This is a genomic window from Rhodococcus sp. ACT016, from assembly GCF_050477185.1.
Taxonomy (GTDB): domain Bacteria; phylum Actinomycetota; class Actinomycetes; order Mycobacteriales; family Mycobacteriaceae; genus Prescottella.
The window spans coordinates 5413951-5428821 of sequence record NZ_JBEAET010000001.1 but is presented as its reverse complement, the minus strand read 5'-3'; the positions used below and the strand labels follow the sequence as shown (position 1 = coordinate 5428821).

11 protein-coding genes are annotated in these 14871 nt (G+C 67.5%); all 11 read right to left on the bottom strand.

Annotated features, from left to right (window positions below):
- Positions 1 to 7 precede the first annotated feature (7 nt).
- A complete protein-coding gene (gene fadD32, locus ACQ5DX_RS24825; protein WP_430335131.1) occupies positions 8 to 1903 on the bottom strand; it encodes a long-chain-fatty-acid--AMP ligase FadD32 in 1896 nt (631 codons plus the stop codon).
- A gap of 236 nt (positions 1904 to 2139) precedes the next feature.
- The gene (locus ACQ5DX_RS24820; protein ID WP_430335130.1) at positions 2140 to 3153 is read right to left on the bottom strand and encodes an LLM class F420-dependent oxidoreductase; all 1014 of its coding nucleotides are present in this window, start codon (positions 3151 to 3153) and stop codon (positions 2140 to 2142) included.
- Positions 3154 to 3317: 164 nt separating this feature from the next.
- Positions 3318 to 4310, bottom strand: a complete 993-nt coding sequence (locus tag ACQ5DX_RS24815) for a cutinase family protein (protein ID WP_430335129.1) — start codon at positions 4308 to 4310, stop codon at positions 3318 to 3320.
- A 6-nt stretch (positions 4311 to 4316) separates the two neighbouring features.
- Complete coding sequence (locus ACQ5DX_RS24810; RefSeq protein WP_430335128.1) at positions 4317 to 4880, bottom strand: DUF732 domain-containing protein; 564 nt, start codon at positions 4878 to 4880, stop codon at positions 4317 to 4319.
- Between the two features lie 133 nt (positions 4881 to 5013).
- Complete coding sequence (locus ACQ5DX_RS24805) at positions 5014 to 6897, bottom strand: alpha/beta hydrolase-fold protein (protein WP_430335127.1); 1884 nt, start codon at positions 6895 to 6897, stop codon at positions 5014 to 5016.
- A 212-nt stretch (positions 6898 to 7109) separates the two neighbouring features.
- On the bottom strand, positions 7110 to 8108 hold the full coding sequence (locus ACQ5DX_RS24800) for an alpha/beta hydrolase (RefSeq protein WP_430335126.1): 999 nt from the start codon (positions 8106 to 8108) through the stop codon (positions 7110 to 7112).
- A 365-nt stretch (positions 8109 to 8473) separates the two neighbouring features.
- On the bottom strand, positions 8474 to 10399 hold the full coding sequence (gene zomB, locus ACQ5DX_RS24795) for a flagellar motor control protein ZomB (RefSeq protein ID WP_430335125.1): 1926 nt from the start codon (positions 10397 to 10399) through the stop codon (positions 8474 to 8476).
- A complete protein-coding gene (locus ACQ5DX_RS24790; protein WP_430335124.1) occupies positions 10377 to 11282 on the bottom strand; it encodes a decaprenyl-phosphate phosphoribosyltransferase in 906 nt (301 codons plus the stop codon). The genes zomB and ACQ5DX_RS24790 overlap by 23 nt, the downstream gene beginning before the upstream one ends.
- Entirely contained in the window at positions 11279 to 11794 is a 516-nt protein-coding gene (locus ACQ5DX_RS24785) for a phosphatase PAP2 family protein (protein ID WP_430335123.1), read from the bottom strand. The genes ACQ5DX_RS24790 and ACQ5DX_RS24785 overlap by 4 nt, the downstream gene beginning before the upstream one ends.
- Positions 11778 to 13628: a glycosyltransferase gene (locus tag ACQ5DX_RS24780; RefSeq protein ID WP_430335122.1), complete on the bottom strand. Its 1851-nt coding sequence runs from the start codon at positions 13626 to 13628 to the stop codon at positions 11778 to 11780. The genes ACQ5DX_RS24785 and ACQ5DX_RS24780 overlap by 17 nt, the downstream gene beginning before the upstream one ends.
- The gene (glf, locus tag ACQ5DX_RS24775; RefSeq protein WP_430335121.1) at positions 13625 to 14845 is read right to left on the bottom strand and encodes a UDP-galactopyranose mutase; all 1221 of its coding nucleotides are present in this window, start codon (positions 14843 to 14845) and stop codon (positions 13625 to 13627) included. Before glf ends, ACQ5DX_RS24780 begins: the two co-directional genes overlap by 4 nt.
- Positions 14846 to 14871 lie beyond the last annotated feature (26 nt).

The window sequence follows — 14871 nt, the reverse complement described above, 5'->3', positions numbered from 1 at the left end:
GTTAGGACTAGTCGGAAACGCTGTCGGGGAATGCCATCTGGACGTGGCCGCCGCGCAGCGTCCCCTCGACGTAGGCCGCCTTGCACGCCCGTCGCGCCAGCTTTCCGCTGGACGTACGCGGAATCGAACCGGCCGGAACCAGCAGCACGTCCCGTGCGGTGACGCCGTGGCGCGACGAGATGGCGGCGCGGACGGTGTCCGCGATGGGCTGCGGGTCGGCCTTGCCGGCACCCGGAGCGCGCTCCGCGACGATGACCAGTTGCTCGGACGCGTCGTCCTGGTCGAACACCAGTCCCGAGTGCGAGTTCTCGAACACCTGCGGCGGCAGCTGGTTGGCCGGCACCGCGAACGCGGCGACGAAGCCAGGGCGCAGCGCGGCGCTGGCCTCCTGCGCCGAGTACTCGAGGTCCTGCGGGTAGTGGTTGCGACCGTCGACGATCACCAGGTCCTTGACGCGACCGGTGATGTACAGCTCGTCGTCGACGTAGACGCCGTAGTCGCCGGTGCGCAGCCAGTTGGCGTCCTCGGGGGCGCCATCGGCGTGCGAGCCCGCGGGCAGCCGCTCGAGCAGCTTGTTGTGGAAGGTCTCGGCGGTCTCCCGCTCACGACCCCAGTAGCCCTGACCGATGTTGTCGCCGTGCAGCCAGATCTCGCCGACGTGACCCTCGGAGCGCTCCGACGCGGTGTCGGGGTCGACGATCGCGGCCCACTGGCTGCGCGAGACGGCGCCGCAGGCGACCTGCGCGACCGCACCGGGCGCATCCTGGTCGACGCGGACCATGCGGCCGGCGTTGAGCTCCTCGCGGTCGACGTAGATGACCTTGGCTTCCTCGGCCGGGTGCGTCGTGGAGACGAACAGGGTGGCCTCGGCCATGCCGTACGACGGCTTGATCGCGGTCTTGGGCAGACCGTAGGGCGCGAACGCCTCGTTGAACTTGCGCATCGACGACACGGTCACCGGCTCGCTGCCGTTGATCAGGCCGATGACGTTGCTCAGGTCGAGGTGCTCGCCGTCCTTGGGCAGACCGCGGACCGCGGCGTGTTCGAACGCGAAGTTGGGCGCGGCCGCGTAGGTGCCGGCGCCGTCCGCGATCGCAGCGAGTTCCTTGATCCAGCGGTACGGACGCTGGACGAACGCACGCGGGCTCATGATCGTGATGTACTGGCCGCCCAGCGCGGGCAGGATCACCGTCAGCAGGCCCATGTCGTGGTAGAGCGGCAGCCACGTCACGCCGCGCGAGTGCTCGCTCAGGCCGATGGAGTCGACCATCTGCAGCACGTTGGTGGCGACACCGCGGTGCGTGATCTCGACGCCCGCGGGCGTGCGGGTGGAGCCCGACGTGTACTGCAGGTAGGCGATGTCGTCGAGGCCGACGTCGGGACGGGTCCACGTCTCGCCGACGCTGTCCGGGATCGCGTCCACGGCGATGATCCGAGGACGCTTCGCGGCGGGCAGCGAGCGGAAGAACTGACGCACACCGGCGGCGGACGACGTAGCCGTCAGGATTGCGGCCGGCTCGCAGTCGCCGAGGACCGCGTGCAGGCGGTCGGTGTGACCGGGCTCGTCCGGATCGAACAGCGGGACCGCGATGCGGCCGGCGTGGATCGCGGCGAAGAAGGACGTGACGTAGTCGAGGCCCTGCGGCGCGAGGATCGCGACGCGGTCGCCGGGCGCGGTCACCTGCTGCAGTCGTGCCGCAACGGCGCGCAGACGCAGACCGAACTGACCCCACGTCAGCTCGTGAGCCTCGCCGTCCCGTTCACGCGAGTAGTCGACGTAGCGGTACACCAGCTCGCTTGCGTTGTTGCGCGTGTGGTCGTCGACATAGTCGATCAACGTGTGACCCGGCGTGAGCCGAATCTGGCCCTGTTCGTCGAGGTAGTCGTCGAACATTGCGTTCATTCCTTCTCCTGTCGAAGCGATCACACAACCATCAACGGACATGGTTGCGCCCCAGACTTCCTTCGCCGCGCGGATTCATTTGCATTGTCACTACTTCGTCGGTCGTGCCTGCTGTTTTTCGGGTTATCGCTACATCCCCTAGTTGTAGCGACTTGCAACCATCTGGACGCAGACGACACACCTACGAGTCAGTCCATCGGCTCGAAACCAGCAACATGTTACAGATGTGCATCGGCTCACTCGCCTCGGAGCAACGGGATCACCGGCGCGAAAGCTTCCAGCTGAGTCGGGAATACGCCCACATATGACATCGACGTCTTCTCCCGTACGTTACGGATCTGGTCGGCGATTTCCTCGTAGGTGCCGATCGCGAGGTACGGCGAGTTGAGGATCTCCTCGACCGACAACGTGACGTCCGCCTCGATGTTCGGCGGGAAGCCCTGATCGATCGCGGCCAGCGCCATTTCGGCGGCCTGCTCCCGATCGTCGGTGACCATGATCGCCGTGATGGTCCAGTTCAGCTCGATGTCGGCGAAGCGATCACCCGCTGCCTCGCGGATCTGCTCGACCCGAGCGATGGTCTGCTCCATCGTGATGCCCGACAGCAGCAGACGGCCGTCGGCGCTGGTCGGAGTGGCCACCGAGATGATGTCGGCGTACTTGGCCGCCAGCGCGAGCATCTTCGGGCCGCCACCGCCGACCGCGATCGGCGGACGCGGGCCCTGCCGCGGGCGCGGACTGCCCTTCAGGCCGTCGATCTTGTAGAACTTGCCCTCGAAGTTGCACTCTTGGCCCCGCAGCAGCGTGTCCAGGATCTGCAGAGACTCCTCGAGCTTCGCAATTCGGACACCGGGTCGCTCGTACTCGATGCCGCCCTTTTCGAACTCTTCCCGCATCCAGCCGGCACCGATGCCCAGTTCCAGACGTCCACCCGACAGGACGTCGATGGTGGCGGCGTCCTTCGCGAGGACCGCCGGATGCCGGAAGCCGTTCGCGAGCACGGCCGTCCCGAGCCGGATCTTGTCGGTCGCGACCGCGAGGGCGCCGAGCGCCGCGATCGGTCCGACCTGGTTGCCCAGGTGATCGGGGATCATGAAGCTGTCGTAGCCGAGTTCCTCGGCCTTCTGCGCGAGCTTGACGAATCGACGGGCGCCGCCCTCCTCGGCGTTGCCCTCACCACCGGCCGCGAAACGGAACTTACGCGGCACCGAGACGCCAGCAATGGCGTCCGAGCGGTCGGTGGAACTCATCAAAGCCTTCTTCCTCGTTCACGCATGTAAGCAGGCGGCGCCACACGGCACCAACCCATCAGCATAGGGACCCACCCCTGCGGCCCGTGGTCGGGTCGCGAGGACGGACACTACCGCCCACGTCCGAGTCTGGAGGCGCTTCGCGCAGACTCGGGCGAGACTCGCTACTCGTGCGCGGGTGACGGTGCCGTTTCGACCTTCTCGCTGGCCCAGCTGGTGATCCACTGTGTCGCGGTTGTCCCGTTTCCGTCGACGACGAACGAGTTGTATTGCGCGTGAACCGGATTGTTGTAGTACTCGCCGAGCCGTGATGCGCTGCTGAGCCAGTTTCCGAGTTTGAGTGCGTCCGCGGGCGCGTCACAGATACCGTCGGTGGGTGCGCAGATCTGGACTGCTCGGTCGGCTAGTGCCCCGAACCCGCCGGGCCGGGCCCCGGTCATCGTGATGCCGGGGAGTTTGAGACCGGAGAGCGACAGTTCGGCGCCGACACCGGCGACCTGGGGACCGACGGTCGGTGCGGCAGCCGGATCCCGTCGGCCGTCGGCGATCAGGCCCACGCCGAGCACCAGATCCGGCGACACCGGACCGTCTCCGGCGCCGATGCGCGCCGCGACGTCACCCGCGATCACCGCGCCCTGCGAAAACCCGGTGAGCAGGTAGGTCGTCAGCGGGCACTCGGCGTGCCGGCGCTCGATGACGTCGATCGTCGCAGCCGTGCCGGCCGCGCGGGAGTTGTTGTACGACTCCTGACCGTCCGGCGGCAGCGCGACCGGGTTGGAGAACTGCGCCACGTACGGGACCGTGTAGACGTCGGCACGCTGTGGCGAGAACGACTGCTGCAGCGGGCGTGTGACATTGAGCATGAGCGACGCGGGATTCGCCGTCGGGTTGTGTGGGTCGTCGGCGGCATTCGACTCCCAGGTTCCGGGCACCGAGATGACCTGGACGTCCGGGCAGTCCGCCGGCTGCGCGCTCGGCGGCGTCGGCCCGGGAGGCGTCGGGGGCGCCGGCTTGGGCACACGCCCGGCCATGAGATACCAGATCGCCAGGACGACCAGGAGCAGCACCAGGACCGCCGCCACGACGGCGACGGTCCCGAAGCGCCTACTCCCCCGGGTGTTTCCGGACTTCCGCGTTCCGCGGCCGCTCACACTCATCAGCCGCTACTTGCAGTACTCGGCCTGCGCGACGCGGATGTAGACCTCGGCGTTCTTCCCCGCCTGCTCCGCCGTCAACTCCTGGCCCGCCGCGCTGGCCTCGCTGCCGACGGCGGCGGTGACGAACGTGGTGATCTCCTGCTGCGAGCTGCCTTGCTCCTTCGCGGCGCAGATGTAGTCGGCCGTGGAGATGGCGATGATGCCGTCGCTGGCGGGCGTGATGCCCTCCTTCTTCAGCCCGTCCAGGTAGGCCTGGGCGCGCGGCGAGACCGGGACCTCGGTGGGGCCGGGGAACCCGCTCGGGACCGCCTGCGGCTGCTCGGCCTGCGCGTCGGACTCCTCGCTCGTGGCGGCCGGGGCCTCCGACGCCTGCGGCGCACCGGACTTCGCGGTGGGGGCCTTCGCGGTGGTGGACGAGACGGCGGAAGTCGTCGTCTGGCCGCCCTTCGCGGACGAGTCGTCGTCGCCACAGGCGACCAGCAGGCCACCGGCGACGAGGCTCAGTGCGCCCACGGCCACAGTGCGGGCCAGCAGAGAAGGCACGGAACGGGTACGGGAGAAGTGCGACATATCAGTCCTCGAATTTGCTGTGTCGTGTCGGCGGGCGTACCGGTGCCGACTCTGGGAACAGGCTACAGATGACGTGCGGGCGGTGACCGGATCGTGAGATCCGGGTCACCGCCCGCACCAGGTCAACTCACGGTCAGCCGATTACGGCCTTACCGCCCTTGACAGTGATGACACCGTGCTGGAAGTTCTGCTGCACGCCGCCGGCGATGTCGAACTGGTCGGAGATCGGGTAGCCGAGGCGGCCGTTCTCGTAGCCCACCGACGCCCAGGCGTCGAAGACCGGGCCGTTCTTCACCGACCACGCACCGGTGGCCGGGCTCCAGTAGATGTTGCCGTTCTGGAAGCGGTTGAAGCGACCGTTGTCCTTGATCACGTTCTCACTGGTCGCCGGGAAGCCGAGCCAGCCGTTCTCGTACCCGAGCTCGGCGTACTTCTTCATGATCAGGCCCTGGACGGCGTTGGTGCCGGTCTGCGGGTTCCAGTACATGGCGCCGATTTCGAAGCTCTGGACCAGCCCCTCCTTGCCCGGGGTCTTGATCTGGTCTGCGGTCGGGTATCCCAGCGGACCCCGCTCCCAGCCCTGCTTGGCCCACTCGTCACGGATCGGGCCGCTCACCGCGTGCGCACCGGTCTGCGGCGTCCAGTAGATCGAGCCCTTCTGGAAGTGGTTGAAGCGGCCACGACCGTCGTTGAGGGCGACCTCGTCGGTGCTCGGCATCCCGAGGACACCGGCCGGTCCACCCGCGGCCTGGTAGGCGCCGCCGATGCGACCCGCGACGGGGTGGGTGCCGTCGCCCGAGGTGAAGATCCGCCCGAAGCGGAAGTCCTGAGCGTTACCGCCGGCCACCGAGTACTGGCCGGTGAGGCAGTCGCCGATCCACTTGCTGTTGTTGGCCACCGGCGCGATGGCACCGGACGGGCTGCAGGCCGGCTTGTCGGCCTCGACACCGAGCGCACCCGCGAGCTGCGGCCACAGCTGATGCAGCTCGAACTCCCAGTACGGCCACGAATGCGTGCCGGAGGGACGGTAGTTGACCGTCGCCGGGATGTTGAGCTTCCGCAGCTTGGTGGTGAACGTCTGCGACGTCAGGCGCGACAGGATCTCGAGTCCCATGCCGGCGTAGTTGGTGCTGATCCCCGGGATCGCCGACGGCTGGTCGTAGGGACCGGTGGTGCCGCTACCGCTGGAGATGTAGAGGCTCATGCCCTTGAGCTTGTCGGCCAGCAGGTACGGATCGTGCGCTGCCCAGGCATCGTTCGTGGGGTTGCCCCACATCGCGCCGGCGTCGTACCCACCCGCGTCGGCCATCGCGAACGAGATCGCCTGCGGCATGCCGAGAGTGGTGGTCGTCAGGATGCCCGACAGCGAACCGGCGAACTTGAAGAAGCCCTCGTTGCGAGCCGCGAGCATCATCGCGGAGGTGCCGCCCATGGAGAGGCCGACGACGCCACGCGTCTGCGTGCTGCGCCAGTCGCTCTCGAGGATCGGCGGGAGCTCCTTGGTGAGGAACGTCTCCCACTTGTAGTTCTGGCCGTTGTTCTGGTCGAGCCAGTCGGCGTAGAAGCTGGACTGTCCGCCGATCGGCAGCACGACGTTGACGTTCTTGTCGGCGAAGAACGGCTCGGCGTCGGTCTCGAGGGTCCAGCCGTTCTCGTCGTCCCGCGCGCGCATGCCGTCGAGCATGTAGACGACGGGGAACTTGGCGTCCGGCTTGGCGTTCCAGTCCCGGGCCAGCAGCAGCTGGACCTGGATCGGGATGCCCATCGACGGCGAGTTGACCCACACCGCGACGCGGCGATCGGAGAGCCAGTCGACGTGATTGACGGTTCCGACCGCGGTCTGCGTGGTGGAAGGCGAGTCGGGCGTGCCGAGCGACTGCGCGACAGCGGTGCCACCCGACGTCAGGCCCGCGGCGATCGGCAGCACGAGCGCGGCCGCGGCGAAGCCGAGCGCCCGCTTGCGCCACCCACCCCCTGCTCTATCGCGGCGCTGGGGCCGCTCGAGACCTACTCGCATCGGGACAACTCTCCTTCGTCGTGGCGGGACTCCCCGGCTGACCGGAAGATCGCTTCCTTACTACACGGAAGGAGCTTCGGAGTGGGTTTGCCGCGCTGGTTGGATAGTGAATTTGCGAAATCTGTATCGGCGGATCGGGTTCCGCCGAACGCGGTATGCCGCCTCCCACGCTGGGCGCGGGAGACGGCATACCGACTCAGCTCATGGTCTCGTCACCAGGCGTTCAGGGTGTCGAGGATCTGACCGCGGGCCTTCCACAGCTCGGCCGACCAGTACGCCCACGAGTGGGTGCCGTTGGCGGGGAAGCTGTAGGTGGCGGGGATCTTCAACGACGCGAGGCGAACCTGGAACGCGCGGGTGTTGATCAGCGAGAGGGCCTCGAGACCCATCGCGTTGGCGGTGTTGTAGTAGTCGATGGCCTTCTGCGGGTGGTCGTACTGACCGGGCAGGCCGCTGGCCGCCGAGATGTACATCGACAGGCCCTCGAGCTTCGGCGCGAACACGAACGGGTCGTTGCGCAGCCAGGACGGGCTCCACGGCGGGCCCCACATCGAGTCGACGTTGAAGCGGCCGGCGTCGAGCATGGCGACGCGGATCGCCTCACGCATGCCGGGCGCGGAGATGTTCAGGTAGCCGGAGAGCGAAGCGGCGAACTTGAACTGGTCACGGTGGTACGCGGCGAGAGTCAGTGCGGCCGAGCCGCCCATCGACAGGCCGAGGACGCCGTTGTTGTCGCGCGCGACGCCGCGGGTCTCGAGGTACGCGGGCAGATCCTGCGTCAGGAAGGTCTCCCACTTGTAGGTGATCTTCTGGCCGTTCAGGTTGCTGGGCGCATACCAGTCCGTGTAGAAGCTCGACTGGCCGCCGACAGGCATCACGAGGGTGAGGTTGTCGTTGCGGTACTGGTCGAGAGCGTTGGTCTCGAACGACCATGCGTTGCGGTCGTCACGGGCGCGCAGGCCGTCGAGCAGGTAGAGCGAGGCGTTGCCACCGCGGGCGGCCCACTGGATCTGGACCTTGACCGGGCCCATGCTCGAGTCGACGAAGACTTCCTCGTAGCCACCGGCCGGCGCGCGGTGCGCGACCGGCGCTGCCGATGCGACGGAGGTGCCGGCGATTCCCGCGGCCAGCGGCACGACCAGCGCCGCGGCGGAGATGCCGAGTAGACGCTGCTTCAGACGCTGCGACAGCCTTGGTCGAGCTAAACGCATGAACACTGCTCTCTTTCTTCATCTCCGGCGTCCGCTGGGCGGGTCCGGTGGACTCCGTCGGTGGGCAGCCACTGCGCCGACGCGGACGGCGGCGGAGGGTCTGCTCCAGGTCACACTGCGCGACGTGGACTGTATGCGACAGACCGGACTGTGACAAACATTCCGGTCTGGTTGCCTGAAGCCCATTCCAGCCCACCGAGAGATCGTTTCGAGGTCCCTCGGCGTTACGGATCCGAGATGAACACGCGGTTCATCGTGACAGCGCCGAGATTCACCGAAACGCGTGAAGAAAACCACGGGACAGCCTTCTCACCGAAATGACTCACACTGATGTCATTCGCGGGTCGGTGGGACCGGAAACGGCGCTAGCGTCCGCTCGCCGGTTCGGGCATCTCGAGGTCGCACCGCTGGATCTCGTACTTCGGAACCCGGTCGAATCGATAGCCGGCGTAATCGAGCGCATTGCGCAGATTCCGCTTGAAGAGCGGCCACGACATCTCCGAGCTGTACGACTCCTTCAGCTCGACCGTCTCGGGGCAGGTGAGGGCCACCCGCGCCTGCGCGACCCAGTCCTCGTCGAGGTACCACGGCAGCCACGGGTGGACCGGGACCATTCCGGTGTCGGCGACGACCCAGTCGGGGTAGAGCACCTTGTCGTGCCCGATCCGGCCGCCGTCGAGCCGCTCGGTGTGCGCCGCGATCGGGTACGCGAGACCCATCTGGTCCAGGACTTTCACGTCCAGCCCGACGTTCATGCTCGTCATGCCGAGGTTGAGGAAGTAGACGGTGTGTCCGGCACCGCCCTCAGGGATCGGGACGGGCGGGGGGACGACGTCCCAGTTCGTGAACGACGGCGTGGGGAGCAGCAGGCCGCCGTCCGGGGTGTCGGCGATGGCCTGGACCATCGCACGCATCCGCGGGTAGTCCAGGTAGTCCTCGGCGAGGATCGGGTGCTTGTGCCCGGTGTTGAGCGAGTAGAACGCTCGTTCGTCGACGATTCCGGACTTGCCGACGGCCGCTCCGGCCGGCATTCCGACCGTGTTGGCCGCGAACAACGCCCACACCATCGTCGTCAACCATGCGAGGACGGAAACCGCGAATCCGAGGGTGGCGTTGTTCCGACCCCATTCCGAACGCGGTACCCGAATCGGAATGACCGAGATCGGAGCGAGAAAACAGAAAAGCGCCGGCAGCAGGACGCGGCCGTGCATGAAGTCGCCGCCCACGCGAATCGAATAGATCGCCAGAATGAATCCGCAGGCGAGAATGAATACGACGACCGCCATCGGGGAATGCAGTCGGCGCGAGATTCGCGACCACCGACCCGAAGAGTGATCCACATCACTTTCCGACCGGTTCGCTGGGAGGGCCGGTTCGCGCCACCACACCATCGCAATGGCGACGGCGAGCATCAACAGCGGCAGCCACAGCGCATACGGCCCCACCAGGTTCCACAGGTAGGCGAACCCCTGCGACCACTTGGCACCGCCCGCGTCCTTCGACACCGCGGTGTTCGGGTAGGGCAGGCCGTAGTAGCCCATGCGCCAGATCTGGTACGCGACCGGAGCCACGCCTGCGGCCACGACGATCCACGTCCGCAGCTTCCAGCCGATGGGCGCGAGGAAGACCAGGAGCAGTGCGAGACCGCCGACGATCGCCATCTCGGGCCGGACCAGCGGGCCCAGGCCGGCGACGAACGCGAGCAGCAGGACCGACCGCCACGACGGCGCGGGGTTCTGCGCCCACCGGACCAGCAGGAGCCACACCAGCGCGATCCAGAAGATGACCAGGCAGCTCTCGAGCCCGGACGTCGCGAAGTCGCGGGCCGGGGGAACGGCGATGTACACGATCGCGCCGGCCGGGAGCAGCAGCACGAGGCCGCCGCTGTACCGGGCCCGGTACAGCTGGGCGGTCCCGATCATCGCCAGGACCACCGCGGACACGGAGAGCACGAGCGCGAGACCGAGCACCACGTACTCGAGACGGGCCTGGGTGATCCACCCGAACGCGTAGACGAGGTACGTCCACACCGTGCTGGTGTTCGCCTCGACCCGCTCGCCGGCGTTGAACACGGGACCGTTGCCGGCCAGCAGGTTCCGGACCGTGCGGAGCACGATCAGGCCGTCGTCGGCGATCCATCGTCGCTCCCACGCACCCCACGCGAACAGGAGTGCAGTGAACACGACGCCGCCGACGAACACCGCGCGGGAGATCCGGGCGCCCTGAGGGCGCGGCTCCACCGCGGGCTCGTCGGCTGTCTGTGTCAGCTCAGACGAGGTAGACAGCGACACCTACTACTCCGATCCAGGCAATCGCGAGGAACTGGAGCACCCGGTCGCCCAGTGCAATCTCTTCCGGCTCCCCCGCCTCGCCCCCATCGACGTCAACGGCGTATCGCAGGATAGCGATCGTGAAGGGCACCATCGAGATCGCGAACCAGTTGGTGTCGTTGGCGCGATCCTGCTCGAACGCCCACAGGCCGTAGCAGATCACGACAGCGGTGGCGGACAACGTCCACACGAACCGCAGGTAGGTGCCGGTGTAGTACTCGAGCGACTTGCGGATCTTCGCACCGGTGCGCTCGGCGAGCTGCAGCTCGGCGTACCGCTTGCCGGCCGCCATGAACAGCGACCCGAACGCCATGATCAGCAGGAACCACTGCGACAGCGGGATTTCGGCGGCGACACCACCGGCGATCGCCCGGATCAGGAAGCCCGACGAGACGATGCAGATGTCGAGCACGGCCTGGTGCTTGAGCCCGAAGCAGTACGCGAGCTGGATCGCGATGTAGACGGACATGACGACCGCCAGCTGCCAGTTCGCGACGAACGACAGGGCGATCGAGCCGACCAGCAGCACGGCGGCCATGCCGTAGGCCATGTTGACCGGCAGCACACCGGCGGCGATGGGCCGGAACCGCTTGGTGGGGTGCGCCCGGTCCGCCTCGACGTCCATCGCGTCGTTGACGAGGTAGATGCCCGACGCCGCCATGCAGAACACGACGAACGCGAGCGCGACCGGCAGCAGGACGTCGACCTCGGTGACGGACCCGGCCGCGAGCGGTGCCGCGAGCACGAGCACGTTCTTGACCCACTGGCGCGGGCGGACGGCCTTGACGATGCCACCGGCCAGGGTCTTCGGGGGTCCGGTGACGACCGCCGGCTCCTCGCTCATTTCACTCCAAACTTCTGCTCGGCCCGCAGCACGGCAGCCGCGGACACGGCGCCGAGTGCGGACCCGGCCAGGACATCGGTCGGGTAGTGCACGCCCAGAACGAGGCGCGAAAGCAGCATCGGCGGGACCAGTACCGCAGGCAAGGGTAGCCCGGTGAGACGGCCGATCAGCACTGCCGCCGCGGTGGTGGACGTGGCGTGCGACGACGGGAAGCTCAGCTTGCTCGGCGTCGACACGTTGACCTGTACGGACGGGTCGTTCGGGCGGGGCCGGCGAACGACCCGCTTGATGACGATCGACGCCGCGTGCGCGCCGACGGCGCCGACGGCGACACCGACCCAGCGGCGGCGACGCGGCTTGTCCAGCGCCGCACCGACACCGGCGACCGCGACCCAGCCGAGGGCGTGTTCACCGAAGTGCGACATGCCGCGGGCGGCGCGGACCACGGCCGGCTTGGCGCCGATCGTGCCCTGCACGGTCTGCAGTATCCGGACCTCAGATGCCGAAGACACGGGCCCACCTCTCCTTGCTGGTCAGCTCCGGCGCGGCAGCCTTGTACTCGCGTGCGAGTTCCGGGAAACGCTCGGTGAGTTCGCGGCGCAGGCGCAGTGCTTCCTTGAACAGGCGCGTCGCCACGCGCGGGTCGCGCTTGCGGTAGACGACCCCGCGTCCGTCCGCGGTGGTGACGGTGACACCGTCGACCTGCGACAGCAGGAACCAGCGGGCATCGAGCGTCGGGACGTTCAGCTGCGGCGTCTCGAGGTGTTCGGACTTGGCCTTCTTCGCGTTGTGGACGAGGCCCTTGACCAGGCGGGTGGCGATGGCCACCTTGTTGGTCGGCAGGCTGACGTTGCCGACGTCCTCGCGAGACGGCAGCGGCAGGCTCGTCGACGACGGCAGCACGACGGCGTCCGGGTACTCCTTGCGCAGCGCGTGCACGGTGCCGAGCGCGGTCGGCAGCAGGTCCGCGACGTGCTGGGGTCCGGCCAGGAAGTCCTGGATCGCGAGGTTCTGGATCGCGACGGTCGAGTACTCGAGGCACAGGAGATGCTTGACGGTGGCCTTGACGGTGTCGGCCACCAGCTTGACCGGGTTGCCCGTCATGTACATCGCGGCCACGACGAGCCGATTGCGCAGGTGGAAGTACGCCTGCCAGTCGATGGCGTCGTCCTTGTCGCTCCACGCCATGTGCCAGATCGCGGTGCCCGGCATGGTCACCGTCGGATAGCCGGCTTCGCGTGCGCGCAAACCGTATTCGACGTCGTCCCACTTGATGAACAGCGGCAGCGGCTGACCGATCTCCTCGGCGACCTGCCGCGGGATCATGCACATCCACCAGCCGTTGAAGTCGACATCGATGCGGCGGTGCAGCAGCTTCGAACGGTCGCGATCGCTGAGGGGCCGGTTGGCGAAGTCGTGGTCGTACTCGACGTTGGGCGCCGCGGACCACATGAAGTTCTCGCGCTTGATCACCTCGCCCATCGTGTGGAGGTGGCTGCGCTCCTGCAGGTTGAGCATCTGCCCGCCGACGAGGATCGGGCTCTTCGCGAAGCGCGACATCGCGAGCGCCCGCAGGATCGAGTCGGGCTCGATCTCGATGTCGTCGTCCATGAACAGGATCTGCTGGCAGTCCGTGTTCTTCAGCGCCTCGTACATGATGCGGCTGTAGCCACCGGAGCCACCGAGGTTGCCCTGGTCGTGCATGGCGAGCTTGTCGCCGAGCGCGGCGGCGGCCTCGTCGAAGCCGGGCTCGTCGCGCACCTTGCGGGTGCCCTGGTCGGGCACGATGACGTTCTTGACGACGTCCATCACCAGCGGATCCGACACGAGCGCGGTGAGCGCCTTGACGCAGTCGGTGGGCCGGTTGAACGTGGGGATACCGATGGCGACGCTGGCCTCGCCCGGGGCGTCGACCGGCGCGTACCAGCCGGCGCTCAGCAGCTCCACCTCGGCGTCGGCCGTGATGTCGAACCAGATCCAGCCGCCGTCCTCGAACGGGCCGAGGTCCAACTCGAATTCGAGAACACCCTCGCGGAACTCCTTGCCCTCCACGTGGATTCGGGAGGCGTCGGCCTTGGAGCGGTAGACGTCGACCCGGCAGTGGCCGGACAGCTCGAGCCGCAGCACGACAGACTCGAGGATGCTCCAACGCCGCCAGTAGCTCGCGGGGAACGCGTTGAAGTAGCTGCAGAACGACACCTCGGACTCGGCGCCGATCGACACCGACGTGCGCGACGTCGCGTGCGCGCGGCGCGAGTTGGTCTCGGTTTCCTCGATGTAGAGGCTGCGGACGTCCAGCGGCTCACCCGCGCGGGGCAGCAGAACTCGCTGCAGCAGCGCGCTCACGCGAGGTCCCCGGCGAGCGCCTCACCCGACTCGAGGTGCGGGCGCAGGGTGTTGTCGAACATCGACAGCGCGCTCGCGATCGCCATGTGCATGTCGAGGTACTGGTAGGTGCCCAGACGTCCGCCGAACAGTACCTTCGCGTCCACGGCCTCAGCCTTGGCGAGTACCCGGTAGGCCTCGAGCTTGGTGCGGTCCTCGGGGGTGTTGATCGGGTAGTACGGCTCGTCGCCGCTCTCCGCGAAGCGGGAGAACTCGCGCATGATGACCGTCTTGTCCTTGGGGTAGTCCCGCTCCGGGTGGAAGTGGCGGAACTCGTGGATGCGGGTGAACGGCACGTCGGCGTCGTTGTAGTTCATGACCGGGGTGCCCTGGTAGTCGCCGCAGTCGGTCAGGACCTCGGTCTCGAAGTCCAGGGTGCGCCAACCGAGCTCGCCCTCGGCGTAGTCGAAGTAGCGGTCCAGCGGGCCGGTGTACACGACGGGGGCGTCGGGGCTCGCGCCGCGGATGTCGTCGCGGACGTCGAACCAGTCCGTGTTCAACCGGACGTCGATCTTCTCGTCCTTCGCCATGTTCTCGAGCCACGCGGTGTAGCCCTCGACGGGCAGGCCCTCGTAGGTGTCGTTGAAGTAGCGGTTGTCGAACGTGTACCGCACCGGCAGGCGGGTGATGTTGCCGGCGGGCAGGTTCTTCGGGTCGGTCTGCCACTGCTTGGCGGTGTAGTCGCGGACGAACGCCTCGTACAGGGGACGACCGATCAGCGAGATCCCCTTCTCCTCGAGGTTGGACGCTTCCTTGGTGTCGATCTCGGCGGACTGCTCGGCGATCAGCGCGCGTGCCTCGTCCGGCGAGAAGTAGCGGCCGAAGAACTGCGAGACCAGGCCGAGGCCCATCGGGAACTGGTAGGCCTGCCCCTTGTGCATCGCGAAGACGCGGTGCTGGTAGCCGGTGAAGTCGGTGAACTGGTTCACGTAGTCCCACACCCGCTTGTTCGACGTGTGGAACAGGTGGGCGCCGTACTTGTGGATCTCGATCCCGGTTTCGGGCTCTGCCTCCGAGTACGCGTTGCCACCGAGGTGGTGCCGGCGCTCGACGACGAGCACGCGCTTGCCGAGCTGCGTGGCAGCCCTCTCGGCGATCGTCAGACCGAAGAATCCGGATCCGACAATGATCAGGTCGTACTGACCTGCTGACGACTGGGGCGCGTTTTGGGCAGTCACGGAAGACAGGGTAGGCGACGGCCGCG